The sequence below is a fragment of the Cupriavidus sp. 8B genome (assembly GCF_054589115.1).
This window is the reverse complement of sequence record NZ_BAAILO010000037.1, coordinates 1-12,388: the sequence shown is the minus strand read 5'-3', so window position 1 is coordinate 12,388 and position 12,388 is coordinate 1. Positions and strand designations below refer to the sequence as shown.

Sequence of the window (12,388 nt, the reverse complement as noted above, 5' to 3'; positions counted from 1 at the left end):
AAGTCCTCTCGGCGGTCGACGCCTGCTTCCAGTACTGGAAGAGACCAAACGAAGTGCTGCGAAGACTATGCTGCATTACTTAAGACGCTGTGTTTAAAACGGCCAACCCCGTACAGCCGCGACAGCAGCTAGAAGCATGAAAACTCCGCCCAGCAAGCGCCAAAACCCGCGTCAGCGGGCCACAAGCCATACACATCGCACACTTCCCCCAACCTACAATTCCTGCTCCAAGCTCAACAGACTTTGCGAACGAATCAGCGGAACGGGACACTAGCTGGCCCAGCGCAGCGCCAGGAAATCGTCCGCCGTCCGGATCATGTGCGTGCCTAGCTTGCCGCCTTCGCGATCGAGCGTGGCGCGCAGCCATGACACGCCTTCCCGTGGCGCGCGGCGCAGGCTGAAATGTCGGATCTGCATCGGCACGGCTGACAACGCGCGCAATGCGCCGGTCGCGGCGTCGATGTGCGTGAAGTACATCAACGCCAGGTCCGGCCGATAGGGCTGGTGTCCGCCAATGCCTTCGTAATCGTTGAGGCAGTCCCCGCAACCGTAGAGAATCAGGCGGTCGCGATACACCTCGATGCCTTTCACGTGATGGGATGAATGCCCGTACACGATATCGGCGCCGCCGCCGTCGATCAGCCGGTGCGCAAAGGCCCGCTCTTCGCGCGATATATCGAAGCCCCAATTGCCACCCCAATGCAGCGACACCACCACGATGTCGCCCGCCTGCCGTGCCGCCGCCACGTGGCCAGCAATGTCATCGGCGGCGCGCGCCGAGATGGAGGGCAGGAAATTGACGCCGGCCTGCCCCGCCGCCGCGGCCCAGTCCGCCGGCACGCCGCTGGTTTCGGTCGCGTAGGCAAAGACGAGCACCCTTGCGCCTCGCGCAAGTCCGATCACGGCGGGCGCGGCGGCTTGTACCGCGTTGCGTCCGGCGCCCGCGGTCCGCATCCCGGCGCCGCGCAGCACGGCCAGGGTTTCGTAGAGCCCGGCGCGGCCCCAGTCCAGCACATGGTTATTGGCAAGCACGCAGCAGTCGAGCCGCGCGCTGGTGAGGCACGACACATTGCCAGGGTGCATCCGGTAGTGGATGCCCTTGCCCGGCTGTGCATCCTCGCTGGTGGTCACGGCCGTTTCCAGGTTGACGATGCGCGCATCCGGCTGGCATTGCTCGAGCAGCGCGAGCGCGTCGCCCCAGGGATAGGCCGGATCAACGGGCCGCGGTATCGCGCCTGTCGCACGCTCGGCCAGTTCGACGTAGCCGATCGCCGAATGCAGCCAATGCTCATACAAGTGCGGCTTGCCCGGGTGCGGCAGGATCTGGTCGATGCCGCGGCCCGTCATCACATCGCCGCACAGGAACAAGCGCACGCATGCGCTGCTGGCCGAAGCCAGATCGTCGGGTGTTGTCCGAGTCGCATTGTCCATCGCGCACGTCCTTTCTCCCCACCGGTGGGCACGCGAGAACCGCATGCCGGACCGCCGTCTCCATTTTGCGCCGTCGCTCGAACCATGTGCAGCCCAGGGCGGTGCGCGAGCGCCAAATGTGCAGCAAGGCAGGCAAAAAGGTGGCATGCCTGCGGTCAATGACTAGAATGAACCTGGCCGGCGCCGACGGCCGGGCCCTCGTGCCCCGACGATCTCCAGGAGAGCAGGATGACTGTCACCAATGCCCGGTCGGGCACCAACGTCCATGAAATCGCGGACGGGATCTATCGGATCAATACCCCGGTCCACATCGAGGGCGGCCCGGGCGGCTTCTCCTTCAACCAGTACCTGATCGTCGACGACGAGCCGCTGTTGTTCCATACGGGGCTGCGCAAGATGTTCCCGCTGGTGCACGAAGCCGTGGCCAGCGTGATCGCGCCGGACCGGCTGCGCCATATTGCCTTTTCGCACGTGGAAGCCGACGAGTGCGGCTCGCTCAACGAATGGCTCGCGGCCGCGCCCCATGCGTCTCCCATGTGCGGCACCATCGCCGCCATGGTGTCCATCAACGACCTGGCCGACCGGCCCGCGCAGGGCCTGGCGGACGGGCAAGCCGTGCAGCTTGGCCGCCACACGGTGCGGTGGTTCGATACGCCCCACTTGCCGCATGCCTGGGAGTGCGGGCTCATGATGGAAGAGCGCACCGGCACCTTGCTCTGCGGCGACTTGTTCAGCCAGGGCGGCGCCGACCTCCCTGCTCTCACCGAAGCCGACATCCTCGGGCCGAGCGAAGCGTTCCGGCGCGGCATGGATTACTTCTCCCACACCCCGAGCGCCGGCGCCATGCTGGAGCGCATGGCGCTGCTGGAGCCAACCACGCTGGCCTGCATGCATGGCAGCGCCTGGCGCGGCGACGGCGCCGGCCTGCTGCGCGCGCTTGCGCAGGCCCTGGCGCACTAGGCCTGACGGGCGCGCGGCGGGCCTGGATCACACCTGTGGTGTGTCCCTGAACGCGGCAAGGCGCTCGGCGGCGGCACTGAACGCCGTCAGCGCCGGATACGCTGTTGCATCCACGCATGCCGGCAGCATCATCTGCGTGAAGCTCCACGCCACGGCGGCGCTCACGTCTGCCTGCGTGAGCAAGCGCTCGTCCGCGGGAAGCGCGGCCCCCGCCAGTTCCGTCTCCAGCGCCCCGTAAGCGGCAAGCAACTGCCCCTGCACGCGTTCGATCCACGGCGCGTGCTGTTTTTCCGCCGGGCGCAGGTTGCGCTCGTACACGATCTGCACCGTTTTCTCGCACGCCGCCAGCGCCAGGCCGATCACGCGCAATGCATGCTGGCGCTGCTCGCGCTGCGCGGGCATCAGGCTGCGCGTGGCCAGCGTTTCGATGTAGTCGAGGATCAGGCCGGACTCCATCAGCACCACGCCGTTGTCGCAGACCAGGGTGGGCGCCTTCACCACGGGATTGATCGCGCGGAACTGTTCGAACGTGCTGAACACCGAGACCGCCCGATGCGCGAACGGCAGGCCCAGCAGCCGCAGCGAGATGGCCACGCGGCGCACATAAGGTGAGTCGAGCATGCCGATGAGTTGCATATATTGCCTCCGGAAGGATATCGGGCTCTACATCGAGCCGCGCTGGGCTCCAGCATAATCGCGGCACGCCATCGCCATGAATGGCAAGGCATCGAAAATCGGCACCGCGCACCGATGAATCATCGGCGGCGCGCAACGGGTGTCATAGGAGGATGGGATGGAGCTGGACAAGAAAGACCGACTGATCCTGGAGGCACTGCAGGCCGATGCCCGGCAGAGCCTGGCGGCGCTTGGCAAGCGCATTGGCTTGTCGCAGCCAGCCATGAGCGAGCGCGTGCGCAAGCTGGAAGACGCGGGCGTGATCGAGGGCTACGGCGCGCGGGTGAACCTGCGCGCGCTGGGCGTCGGCCTGCAGGCGATCATCCATATCGAGACCACGCACGCCTATATCCAGAAGTATGTGAAGCTGTTCGAGAGCATGCCCGAAGTGCTGAGCGCCGATCGCGTGACCGGGGCGCATTGCTTTATCGTGCGTTGCGCCATTGCCGATCCGGCCGACCTGGAGCACGTGGTCGACACGCTCGCGGCCCATGGCTCGGTGACCACCTCGCTGGTGCTCTCCAGCCCGGTGCGCAAGACGGTGACGGTACCGGCCGCGAGAGTTCGAACGGCTTGATCTGGCGCTGGTTTGCTCCCCTCTCCCACACTTGTGGGAGAGGGAGTGACTGCCCTCGTCATCGCAAACGGCCTTGGCCCCTTCAAAACTTATACGTCGCCGCCACGAACATGATCAGCGGGTTCGGGCTGATGGTGGCCTTGGACGTGGACAACACCGTGCCGTCCGACGCCTTGATGACCATCGACGAGGTCGTCTTGAGCGGAATGTAGGTGACCGATGCGCTCAGGCCCCATTGGTCCGTGATCGCAAAGGAGCCACCGATGTTGAACACCGGCGCGAACGAGTTCGACGCCTTGGCCTGCACGGAAGTCGGCCCCGGCTTGCCGGCGCCGGCGGCCAGCGTGGCGCCCAGGTTGTTGTTGATCGACGCGGCAAACGCCGGGTTGAGCTCGATGTTGGTGAAGAAGTTGTACGACACACCGATGCCCAGGAAAGGACGCACGCGCGCGGTAGGCTCGAAGAAGTGGTACTGCACCATCGTTGCCGGGCTCCACTGGCGTGCGCTGGTGATGATCGGGTTCAGGCTGGGGTCGCCCAGCGGCTGTTGCCCCAACGCGCCCGCCGGGCCCGGCGGGATCAGGTTGCCGTGGCCGTAGAGCTTGAACTTGGGCGGAATGCCGCCCACCGCCGTCAGCGCGATGTGGTCCGTGAAGAAGTGGCTGAAGGTCAGCCCCAGCGTGTCCGCGTTGGATGTGCTGATGCTGCTGCCCGGCGCCGTGAATGACGACGGCAAGCCCAGCGGGCCATTGATGGGCGCATCGATCACGCTGGTGGTGAATGGGCTGCTGTGGCCGCTGGTGCTGATGTGGAACCAGCCGGCGGCGACGACGTTGTCACCGGCCTTCTGTGCATGGGCGGCCGGCATGCCGCCCAGCCAGGCGAGCGCGGCGATCAGCAATGGCGCCGCCAAACGAAAGGCATTGATCGTCATGTTGTCTTCCCGGAATAAGTTGGATCGCATGGCCGTCATTGCACGAAGGCGCCAATGGTGAAGTACGGGCTGCCGCTGCGCGACTCAAGGAAGCCGAACACGCCGCCGGTGAAGATGAACTTGCCGGTGGGGCTGCCCGCCGCGCCATCCTTGCGCGTGGTGGTGACCACGCCGGCCAGCTGCTGCGAGAAGTCCAGCTTGAGCGCCGTGGCGAGCGAGGCGTCGGACGGGTGGAACGGGTCGAGCATGGCCGCATCCGCTGCCATCAGCGCGGTGGTGCGGTAGTCGAAGTTGCTGTCCACGCCGACGTACTCACCGTTGACCGTCCCCTGCGTGACCGCGACCGCAGGCGCCATCATGCCGATGCCGATCTCGTCGTCGGCGCCCAGCGGCATGCCGTTGGTGACCGAGCCGTTGGCGTAGCCCACGCGGATCATCACCGGGACCAGCTGGCCGCGCAGCTTGCCCACGATCAGGTACGCGCGGCCCAGCGTGGCGCCGAGCGTGGGCGGATCGATCTCACCCTTGTAGTTGGCCGACATCAGGCTGCCGTTGGCTTGCGCAACGAAGTTCTTGCCCTTTTGCGAGCAGGTGCCACCCGTCTTGTTGTCGCACACCTGGAACGAGCCGTCGGCCGCCAGCGCCATGCGGTAGTCCTGCGCCACCGTCTGGAAATTCTTCGACGGCACCTCGTGGAAGCCATAGCCGTTGTATTGGCCGGCGATCTTGGTCAGGTCGGTTTCGGTCTGCGCAAAGCCGATGAACTGGAAATACGGGAAGGTGGTATCCGGCACCTTGCCCGCGCTCAGCACGCCGTCGAACTGGATGCGCGCACCGGGGATGGTGCCGCCCGCCACGCCCTCGCCCACGAACAGCCGCGCCGGGCGATTCGGGTCCAGGCTCGCGCCGTTGAGCTGGAACGCGCACTGGTTGAGCTTGTCGGTGGGCAGGCCGGTTTCCTGCGACAGCGTGCCCGTCATCACGTTCTGGCCGCCGGTGGTATCGCTGCGGGTCGGCATCACCGTGCCCGTGGTGCGCGGTACCGAGGAGTCGAGGAAGGTCACTTGCCAGGTCTTCCTGGTGGTGTCGATCTGCACCTTGACCAGCTCACCCGAGCCGGTGCCGCCGGTGAAGGTGGTGGTGTAGTCGAGCGACGCGGGACACAGCCGCACCGGTATGGCCGGGGTGGAGCTGGTGCTCGCGGTGGTGCCGCCACCGCCGCCATCGCCGCCGCAGGCGGCCAGCATCGTGGCGCCCAGCAGTGCCGCGCCGTAGCGCAGGATCCGCTGTCCATGATGAATCATCCGCGGCGTACGCTGCCGATCCTGTCCGTGCTGCAAAGGATGCTGTTGCATGATGCTGTCTCCTGAAGCGCTGTTTCGCGCGTGGTGCTTCTCTGTTTATTCTTCGTGGTTTGCGGGACCGACTAAGGGGCCGCGAATACGCTCACGCGGAACGTCGGGTTGCTGCCGGCGGCGCCGGCAAGGTGGGCGAACACATGGCCGGTCGAGATCAGCGCGCCGGGCGTGCCGCTGTTGTCCACCGTGGTCACCACGCCGGGCTTGGCCTGCGTGAGGTCGAGCTGGTAGCCGCCCTTGGCGTTCATGGTGAGCGGATCGATCAGCCCCACCGCGTTGCCCTGCACGATCGACGAGGTGTAGACCAGGTCGCTGCCCGAGCCCACGTAGCCGCCGTTGAGCTGCGCGTTGGTGAGGTTGGTGGTGGGCGCGAGCATGGCCAGGCCGGACTCGTCGTCGACGTTGACGCTCAGGATGGAGTCCGCCTGCGCAAAGCCGACCCGGATCAGCAGCGGCACCAGCGCGCCATTGAGCTTGCCGACCACCAGCACGCCCTTGGCGCGGCTGCTGTTGCCCGATGTGATCGCCTTGTTGTAGAAGGCCGGGTAGCGCAGGTTGCCGCTGGCATTGTTGCTCTCGAACGCGCCATCGTTTTGGGCGCGCGCCGCCCAGGGATTGCCCGTGGTCACGCAGCTACCCGCGCTGGCGCTGCAGCTGCCGTCCGCCTTCAGCACCTCGGTGGTCTGTGCGGTGGCGGGCGCAAAGTTCGAGCCGCCGCTCAGGGCGCCGCCGGACGGGACCTGGTGGTAGCCCAGCACGTTGTAGGTGCCGGCCACCTTGGCGAAGTCGGTCTCGGTCTGCGCGAAGGCCAGCACCGGATAGATCGGGAACGTCTTTTCCGGAATGACGCCGAAGCCCAGGATGCCGTCGAAGGAAATCGTCGCGCCCGGCACGCCGCCACCCGCCACCCCGTTGCCGACGAAGATCACCGGCGGGCTGTGCGGGTCGATGATGGCCTGCGAGGCATTGTCGGACGGCGTGGCGCTTTGCAGCACCAGCGCGCAGCGGTTCTGCTCCGCGGTGGGCAGCGATGCGAGGTGCGCGATGGTGCCGGTGATGGTCACGCCGGCGCGCGTCGGGCTCACGCTCTTGGTCGCCTTGGGCACAGGGGACTCGATCACCTGCAGCCGGTAGGTCATCGCGGTGGTGTCGAACTGCATCTTGACAAACTCGCCCGCGCCGGTGCCGCCGGTGTACACCGTCGAGTAGTCCAGCGCGGCCGGGCACAGCGGCGCCGGCGCGGAGCCAGTCGTGGTCGGGCCGGAGGCGGCGCAGCTATTGGTGCTCGAGCAGGACGCGACATCGGCCTTGCCCGGAGTGGGCGTGCCGTCGCCGCCGCAGGCGGCGAGCACCAGTGCGAGGCTCGTGCCAGCCATCGCTGCAAGGCCTTTGGATACATGCAAACGGGCCATGACTTGTCTCCTTCTTGTCGGTTTTGTTTTTGTGTTGCGTGCCGGTGTTGGCGGCCATTCACTGTCCTATCAGTGCAGCGACTCTCGCCTCCGGGCCAAGCGAGCGTCAATAGAGCGCGCGTTCCAAACATGGCGTGCCAAGCCCCGGCCACGGCTGTGCAAGCGCTCGCGCCGTCTGTTCAAACCGCTGCGCGCGTGCCCGCGCAAGCGAATTCAAACGGCGCGCCGCGTGTGAAACACGCGCGGCGCTGCCCTGTCCGGCGCAGTGATGCAGCATCAGAACTTGTAGTCGCTGTTCTTCACATCGAACGCGCTCGCGTCAAATGTCTTGCGCACCGCCTTCTCGAACACGATCTTCTCGACCATGTTCCCGTCGGCATCCCATGCGGTCTCCACGCGTGGCCAGGGATTCCTCAGGTCCAGCATCAACTGCACCCGCTTGGCGTAATAGCGCGGTGCGCCGGCCGGCAGGTCCCAGGTGAGCGCGACCATGCGCATGCCCTGCTCCTGCACGATTTCCGCGCGCGTGAATTTCTCCGTGAGCCCCGCGGCGCGCAGCGATTTGGCATCGCGATCGAGCATCGACACCACATACTGGAAGCCCAGGTCGCGCACGGTGTGGTTGGATTGCGCGCGCGCGATGGTGCCGTCGAGCGCGATCCACATCGAGGTGAAGCCCAGCATGCCGCCGAGGTGGCCGTACATCTCATCCCTGCGCTGCGTCTCGTCGTAGATGATTTCCTGGCCGGCCTGGCTGCCGCCCGGCAGCCACTTCGCATAGAGCTGGCGCGGCGCGTGGCGGTAGCGGATCATCATGCGCGCGGGCTGGTCTTGCCACTGGCCGTTGAGGCGCTCCTGGCGCGTCATCCAGTACTCGTACTCGGGGTAGCGGTTCATCTCGGTCTTGGCCCACAGCAGCGCGGCCTCGGGCTGCAGCGCGTTGATGGCCGCAAGCAGTGGCTCGTCGGGCAGCTTCGCCAGTTCGCCGTTGGCTATCTGCTTCGACAGCAGCGCGGCCTGCTGCTGGGCCGTGAGCCCGTCGAAGGCTGTGCCGGCGCTGGCGGGGGCCTGTGGCTGCGTTTGTGCGAGCGCAGGCAAGGCGAGCGCAAAGACGCAGGCGGTTGCGAGATGGCGCAGCAAGGTCAATGGCTTTCTCAGTGCGGATACGGGTGCGCTCAGCGCATGGGAGTACAAGGCGTTCACGATGCGGATCTCCGGTTGTGGCGCCGGCCCGCGCGCAACGCGGGCGACAGCGGTCCACCGCGTGCGCGTCGCGCACGCGTGGTGTCGTTGAGAACGGAATGCCTGAGTGCGGATTGCTGCTGGAGAATACCGGGCAATAGACGATAGACGGCCGGGTGCCTGGCTCAAGCGAAACGGCGCAACTCGGGTTCCTGGAGGCGGCTTGGCATGCACCGGCGGTTGACCGGCGCTGCCGCGCCGCTAGGTTCTGGAGCGGGTACGCATCCAGTCGTCGAGCGGATTGCTCGGGAAGACGATGGGGTGTTCGCGCGCGCCGCGCACCGCCATGCTGGTGACGGCGGCGCGCGTCGTGCCCTCATTGCGTGCCGCGCGGCGTGTCTTGCGCACGGCAACGGAAAGGGTGTCGGCGCGTTGCGCCTGTTCTGCCACCAGCGCAATGAGCGCAGCTTGCTCGGCATGCTCTTTTGCGTGCTGGGCCTCGCTGATCTGGTACACGTCCTGCAGCGCGCACAGTTGCTGGCTGGCGGGCACGGGTGCCTTGAGCGCAGCCACCACCATCGCGCTCAACTGCGCGAGCACGTGCGCGTCGCTCAGGTCCTTGCCTTGCGTGAAGGCGGGCAGCAGATTGCCAAGCTCTTCGCCGGCCAGCACGCCGGCCAGCGCCTTGAGCGCGAAGTTCAGGCGCCAGCCCAGTTCCTGCGGCGGGATCTCGGGCAGTGCGCGGGCGAAGGCGTCGGAGAAGCGGCCGAACACCGGCGCGTAATGCCCTAGCAGGTACGACTGGATAAAGGGAGAGGTATCGGAATACACGCGCCCCAGCAGCCGCAGGAACGACGGGCCACCCGCCTCGGGCTCGCGCGCCATTTGCAGCGCGGGCACGAACAGCGCACCCATTACGTGTTCACAGCGGATCTGCACGCCCGGCCAGCGTGCCTCGCAGGCATCGAGCAGCGCCAGGCGGCGCGTGTTGAGCGGATCGAGCCGGCGGCCCAGGACCGCCTGCATCATGATTTCTTTACTGCGGAAGTGGTAATTGACCGCGGCCAGATTGACGATCGCGCGCGATGTCACTTGCCGTAGCGAGGTGCCTTCGTAGCCAACCTCGATGAACAAGCGCTCGGTGGCGTCGAGAATGCGGGCCTTGGTGTCTCCTGCTGTGCCTTTTCCGGTCTTCATAGGGGGCGTCTCTCTTATGGTCATGCCGTACAACCCCAGCAAAACTCTACCCACTGCAGCAGCTCCGTGCTCTGACGGCAAACGGATGCTTGAAACAGTTGTACGGAGCCTAGCGAGCGCTGCGAGCGTTTCACAAGTGCAATATTGGAGCGTTGCCTCTAATGTGGTTGGATTGTGCCTGCATGCCGTGCGCGCCAGTCCGGCTTTTCCTTCCCTGCTTAAGGGGGGGGGGCGGCGCTCATCGGGCCAGCTGCCCCGCCAGCGCCTGGGCGTTCTGCGCGCTTAGTGCGAAAACAGACAGTTGCGGATTTGCCCCGATGCTGGTCGGAAACACGGAGCCGTCCAGCACCGACAGGTTGGCCAGCTGGTGATGGCGGCCATGGCTGTCGACCACTCCGCCCTGCGGCTGGTCGCTCATGGCGCAGCCACCCATCAGGTGCGCGGTAAACAGCGCCGCGCGGAACTTGGCCAGCGCCAACGTGGCAATGCCCTGTCTGGCTTGCGCCCAGCTGTCGTAGTACGGCGCGTCCAGGTGGGCCGGGCGCACCCGCAGCGCGCCCGCCGCGAACTGCGCCTCGGCCATGCTCAGCCAGGCGCGCCGCATGCCATCCCAGACATAGTCGCTCACGTCGTAGTCGAGCACCGCGCTGCCATCGTCGGCAAGGCGCACGCGCCCGCCCTCGCTCTGCGGCACAAAGCCATCGCGCAGCAGCGCCAGCATGGCGTTGGTATGCGGCAGCGCGGCCATGTCGGCGCGCAGCGCGTCGCCCACCTGGTTGAACACGCCCGCGCTGATGCCGGGGAACAAGGGCGGCACTTCCAGCTTGTAGCCCATCGGGCCGGTGGCGCCGTCCTTCCACTGGAAGTGATCGGAGGCGATCGATTGCGGCGCGCCGTAGTACGGATCGACCTGCTCGGGCATCACCGCCACGCTCAGGTTGACCGGATGGATGAAGGTGCGCACGCCAACACGCTGATACGGGTCCGGCGCGCGCGAGCGCAGCAACAGCCCCGGCGTGTTGATGGCGCCCCCTGCCGCCACATAGTGGCGCGCGCGCACGGTCACCGCGACGCCGGTGGGCTTGCGGCCATCGGCGCCCAGCGCAACGCCTGCGAGTGTCGTGACCGTTTTGCCATCGTGCTCCAGCGCACGCACCCGCACGCGGTGGACCAGCGTGGCACCCTTGGCCAGCGCGGCGGGAATGGTCGAGACCAGCATCGATTGCTTGGCGTTGACCGGGCAGCCCAGGCCGCAATAGCCGGAGTTCCAGCAGCCCTTCACATTGCGCGGGATCACGTGCGACTCCCAGCCCAGCTTGTCGCAGCCGCGCTTGAGCACATCGTTGTTGTTGTTCGGCGGCACGCCCCACGGCGCCACCGACAGCCGTGCTTCCATGCGTTCGAACCACGGCGCCATGTCGGCGGCGCCGTGGCCGCTCACGGCGTGGTGCGCGGCCCAGTGCGCCAGCGTTTCCTTGGGCGTGCGAAAGCTCGACGACCAGTTCACCGTCGTGCTGCCGCCCACCGAGCGCCCTTGCAGGATGGCGATGGCGCCATCGGAAGTGGCGCGCGCCGCGCCCTCCTGGTACAGCTCGCGATAAGCGCGGCCCTCGTCCATGTCCTTGAAGCTGTCGGAGGTGCGCAGCGCGCCCTCCTCCACCAGCACCACGCGCAAGCCGGCTTCGCTGAGGATCTCGGCGGCGACGCCGCCACCGGCACCGCTGCCGACAATGACCACGTCGGCGTCGAGCGAAAGCGGCGCGGTGAGCGCGGCGCCGTCCACCACGTTCCAGCCGGCGGCGATGCCGGCGCTATAGATATCGGGAATGGCCATGAGGGTCTCGCGTATGGGGTAACGGCAATCGGGTATCGGGTACCGGGAATCGGGTATCGGTTTGCATCAGGCGTGCAGCGCACGAAAGACCGCGGGATTGGGGCCGGGATATCCACTGCCCGCCCACGCCGCCGGCAGCAGGTAGTAGCCCACGCTGCTGAGCTTGACCAGCACCACGGCGCCGGCATTCAAGGTGGCGAAGCGGCTGGCGCGCCAGCGCGCGAGAAAGCGGCGCGCCTGCTGCGTGTCGGTCTCCCTCCAGTCCTGGCCCACGCCGGCGAGTGCCCAGCGCAAGGGCCCGATGGCGAGCAGGTCGAGCAGCTTGCGCAACTCCGCGCGCGCGTTGGCATCCATCGCGGCGCATGTGGCGTCGACGTTGGCCACGGCATGGCTGAGCTGCAGCTCGCGCTCGGCGAGCTCCGCCACCACGGCGGGCAGCAGCGCGGTGAACAACGCCACATCGCCCTCGCGCAGGAACTGCATGCCGGTGGCGGGCTGCTTCTGCGCGGGCGAGCAGCCGGACAATGCCGGGACCAGGCCGGCGCATGCGAGCGCGGCGGACAAGCCAAAGCCAATCTTGAGAAAGCCGCGCCGCGACAGCGCGGACGCGGGCGGCTCGGTGAATGGGGCGGGCATGTTGTCTCCTGTTTTGTTTCTAGCTGAGCGCTCAGCGCTCAGCGGACCTCCGGGCGGGTCTGTTACGGCTGGCTTGCTCCCCTCTCCCACACTTGTGCTTAGGTGTGCCCACATTTTTTGAACAACTAGCTGTTCTCCCTACACCCATCTCCACCGGACAGCTATTCATCCTGCTGGAATATCCGATACATC

General features: G+C 66.7%; 11 protein-coding genes. 2 read left to right on the top strand and 9 right to left on the bottom strand.

What is annotated here, in order from left to right; translation table 11 throughout:
• Positions 1 to 270 precede the first annotated feature (270 nt).
• Positions 271 to 1,431 carry a CapA family protein gene (locus ACYP5B_RS03880; RefSeq protein WP_459568610.1) on the bottom strand — a complete coding sequence of 387 codons (1,161 nt, stop codon included), beginning with the start codon at positions 1,429 to 1,431 and terminating at the stop codon, positions 271 to 273.
• Positions 1,432 to 1,659: 228 nt separating this feature from the next.
• On the opposite strand from ACYP5B_RS03880, the gene ACYP5B_RS03875 reads away from it, so the two are divergent.
• The gene (locus tag ACYP5B_RS03875; protein WP_459568609.1) at positions 1,660 to 2,391 is read left to right on the top strand and encodes an oxygen-binding di-iron domain-containing protein; all 732 of its coding nucleotides are present in this window, start codon (positions 1,660 to 1,662) and stop codon (positions 2,389 to 2,391) included.
• A gap of 27 nt (positions 2,392 to 2,418) precedes the next feature.
• Here the strand turns inward: ACYP5B_RS03875 and ACYP5B_RS03870 are convergent, their stop codons facing one another.
• Positions 2,419 to 3,027 carry a glutathione S-transferase gene (locus ACYP5B_RS03870; RefSeq protein WP_459568608.1) on the bottom strand — a complete coding sequence of 203 codons (609 nt, stop codon included), beginning with the start codon at positions 3,025 to 3,027 and terminating at the stop codon, positions 2,419 to 2,421.
• Between the two features lie 157 nt (positions 3,028 to 3,184).
• On the opposite strand from ACYP5B_RS03870, the gene ACYP5B_RS03865 reads away from it, so the two are divergent.
• Positions 3,185 to 3,643, top strand: coding sequence for an Lrp/AsnC family transcriptional regulator (locus ACYP5B_RS03865; RefSeq protein ID WP_318238616.1), 459 nt, complete (start codon positions 3,185 to 3,187; stop codon positions 3,641 to 3,643).
• Between the two features lie 82 nt (positions 3,644 to 3,725).
• On the opposite strand, the gene ACYP5B_RS03860 is transcribed toward ACYP5B_RS03865, so the two are convergent.
• The 7 genes from ACYP5B_RS03860 to ACYP5B_RS03830 all read right to left on the bottom strand — a co-directional run bounded on the left by ACYP5B_RS03860 (position 3,726) and on the right by ACYP5B_RS03830 (position 12,196).
• Positions 3,726 to 4,511 carry an OmpW/AlkL family protein gene (locus ACYP5B_RS03860; protein ID WP_318234624.1) on the bottom strand — a complete coding sequence of 262 codons (786 nt, stop codon included), beginning with the start codon at positions 4,509 to 4,511 and terminating at the stop codon, positions 3,726 to 3,728.
• Between the two features lie 101 nt (positions 4,512 to 4,612).
• Positions 4,613 to 5,881 carry a DUF2957 domain-containing protein gene (locus tag ACYP5B_RS03855; protein WP_459568612.1) on the bottom strand — a complete coding sequence of 423 codons (1,269 nt, stop codon included), beginning with the start codon at positions 5,879 to 5,881 and terminating at the stop codon, positions 4,613 to 4,615.
• Positions 5,882 to 6,003: 122 nt separating this feature from the next.
• Positions 6,004 to 7,347: a DUF2957 domain-containing protein gene (locus ACYP5B_RS03850; protein ID WP_459568607.1), complete on the bottom strand. Its 1,344-nt coding sequence runs from the start codon at positions 7,345 to 7,347 to the stop codon at positions 6,004 to 6,006.
• Positions 7,348 to 7,623: 276 nt separating this feature from the next.
• On the bottom strand, positions 7,624 to 8,445 hold the full coding sequence (locus tag ACYP5B_RS03845; RefSeq protein WP_459568611.1) for a DUF1571 domain-containing protein: 822 nt from the start codon (positions 8,443 to 8,445) through the stop codon (positions 7,624 to 7,626).
• 345 nt (positions 8,446 to 8,790) lie between these two features.
• Positions 8,791 to 9,726 (bottom strand): TetR/AcrR family transcriptional regulator, encoded by a 936-nt coding sequence (locus ACYP5B_RS03840; RefSeq protein WP_459568606.1) that lies wholly within the window; start codon positions 9,724 to 9,726, stop codon positions 8,791 to 8,793.
• A gap of 238 nt (positions 9,727 to 9,964) precedes the next feature.
• On the bottom strand, positions 9,965 to 11,560 hold the full coding sequence (locus ACYP5B_RS03835; protein ID WP_459568605.1) for a GMC family oxidoreductase: 1,596 nt from the start codon (positions 11,558 to 11,560) through the stop codon (positions 9,965 to 9,967).
• 66 nt (positions 11,561 to 11,626) lie between these two features.
• Positions 11,627 to 12,196 (bottom strand): hypothetical protein, encoded by a 570-nt coding sequence (locus ACYP5B_RS03830; protein ID WP_459568604.1) that lies wholly within the window; start codon positions 12,194 to 12,196, stop codon positions 11,627 to 11,629.
• Positions 12,197 to 12,388 lie beyond the last annotated feature (192 nt).

What these genes read in the sequence shown, in the direction of transcription:
- ACYP5B_RS03875 (WP_459568609.1), top strand. Translation starts at nt 1,660, where the DNA reads ATGACTGTCACCAATGCCCGGTCGGGCACCAACGTCCATGAAATCGCG.
- ACYP5B_RS03840 (WP_459568606.1), bottom strand. Translation starts at nt 9,726, where the DNA reads ATGAAGACCGGAAAAGGCACAGCAGGAGACACCAAGGCCCGCATTCTC.
- ACYP5B_RS03850 (WP_459568607.1), bottom strand. Translation starts at nt 7,347, where the DNA reads ATGGCCCGTTTGCATGTATCCAAAGGCCTTGCAGCGATGGCTGGCACG.
- ACYP5B_RS03880 (WP_459568610.1), bottom strand. Translation starts at nt 1,431, where the DNA reads ATGGACAATGCGACTCGGACAACACCCGACGATCTGGCTTCGGCCAGC.
- ACYP5B_RS03860 (WP_318234624.1), bottom strand. Translation starts at nt 4,511, where the DNA reads ATGCCGGCCGCCCATGCACAGAAGGCCGGTGACAACGTCGTCGCCGCC.
- ACYP5B_RS03855 (WP_459568612.1), bottom strand. Translation starts at nt 5,881, where the DNA reads ATGATTCATCATGGACAGCGGATCCTGCGCTACGGCGCGGCACTGCTG.
- ACYP5B_RS03870 (WP_459568608.1), bottom strand. Translation starts at nt 3,027, where the DNA reads ATGCAACTCATCGGCATGCTCGACTCACCTTATGTGCGCCGCGTGGCC.
- ACYP5B_RS03835 (WP_459568605.1), bottom strand. Translation starts at nt 11,560, where the DNA reads ATGGCCATTCCCGATATCTATAGCGCCGGCATCGCCGCCGGCTGGAAC.
- ACYP5B_RS03865 (WP_318238616.1), top strand. Translation starts at nt 3,185, where the DNA reads ATGGAGCTGGACAAGAAAGACCGACTGATCCTGGAGGCACTGCAGGCC.
- ACYP5B_RS03830 (WP_459568604.1), bottom strand. Translation starts at nt 12,196, where the DNA reads ATGCCCGCCCCATTCACCGAGCCGCCCGCGTCCGCGCTGTCGCGGCGC.